The organism is Mesorhizobium sp. M4B.F.Ca.ET.089.01.1.1, assembly GCF_004022605.1.
Classification (GTDB): Bacteria; Pseudomonadota; Alphaproteobacteria; order Rhizobiales; family Rhizobiaceae; genus Mesorhizobium; species Mesorhizobium abyssinicae.
The window spans coordinates 1-1,056 of sequence record NZ_RZOS01000907.1 but is presented as its reverse complement, the minus strand read 5'-3'; the positions used below and the strand labels follow the sequence as shown (position 1 = coordinate 1,056).

Annotated in this window: 2 protein-coding genes; both read right to left on the bottom strand. The window is 62.4% G+C overall.

What is annotated here, in order from left to right; genetic code table 11:
• Positions 1–295: 295 nt before the first annotated feature.
• On the bottom strand, positions 296–601 hold the full coding sequence (locus EN780_RS34930; RefSeq protein WP_128276518.1) for a hypothetical protein: 306 nt from the start codon (positions 599–601) through the stop codon (positions 296–298).
• Positions 602–668: 67 nt separating this feature from the next.
• A complete protein-coding gene (locus EN780_RS39245) occupies positions 669–824 on the bottom strand; it encodes a hypothetical protein (RefSeq protein WP_189557027.1) in 156 nt (51 codons plus the stop codon).
• Positions 825–1,056 lie beyond the last annotated feature (232 nt).

Sequence of the window (1,056 nt, the reverse complement as noted above, 5' to 3'; positions counted from 1 at the left end):
GGCCTGGAGCGGTCCGGCTTTGAAATGTGGGAGAAAGGCGCTATATTCGGTTCCGGAGTAGGGACGAGCCTTTCGGCTCGCCCCCATTTCCTAGAGCCAGAATTGGACTCGGATACTCACTAGCCAGGTGGTCCGAGTCCTTTTCACGTCTAGGGTGATGCTAAGTGGTAGATACCACATGCAATCACCTCCGGTTCGAGGGCGAGGCCGTCGCCTCGGTCGGGGTGGCCCATCCTCCCCGAGCGCGCCGCTGGCCCGCGCTGCTGCTTTCGCCCTCGAAGCTGATTCCTGCAGCTTACCGCACAATGCCGAGTCGTTCACCAAGGCTTGGCGGGTGAGGCGGCCCGGCTTCCTTGAGCATCGCCAGAATCATTTTTCGCTTCAGCCCACGAACCTCGTATCCCTGTGCTCGCGCTGTCTTGATGATCGATTCCAGGGTCGGAAATTCCTCCAGGAAAGTGCCGAACCACAGCGCGCACTCGTCGGTCTTGGGATGCGGAAAGCCTTGCAGAAAGAAGGTTCGCAAGGGCGGATCGTAACCGATGGTCCCTTGCCCATCCGTCGCAGTCCCGTTTGTGATCTCCACAGTGTATCGGCTCATCGCCGTTCCTCTCGGTGATTTCGATGATGACAACCGGCCGCGCCGTCAATCGACGCGGCGCGGTGCACTATTTGAAAAGCGGCATTACTCGCTCGTGGGTGAGGGCGGTGCGATCGGTCTGGAACGTGTAGCCGTCCCAATCCTTCCACGCCTCCCAGCCTTGCGCGGTCGCGCGTCCGTACCAGACGCGCACCTTCACCGTTTCCGGCCAGCGTCTCGACAATCGAGACGGTGAAGCTGCCACCAAGCTGCGACGGCGTATCGTACACGGTGACATGGCTGCGGGCAGGACGCCCGAAAGGGGCCGCACTCATGCGGCACCTTCGGCGCTGATCGCCTTCATCACCCGTTCGGCGGCCCATCTCCCCGCCTCGTTCAAGTGCCGCTGCCACGCACCTTGGGACGGCGACCAGCGGAAGCCGTTCGCCTTCAGCGCCCGCCGCGTCGTCTCGTCG

Coding starts and splice junctions, on each gene's coding strand:
- EN780_RS34930 (WP_128276518.1), bottom strand. CDS start 601: ATGAGCCGATACACTGTGGAGATCACAAACGGGACTGCGACGGATGGG.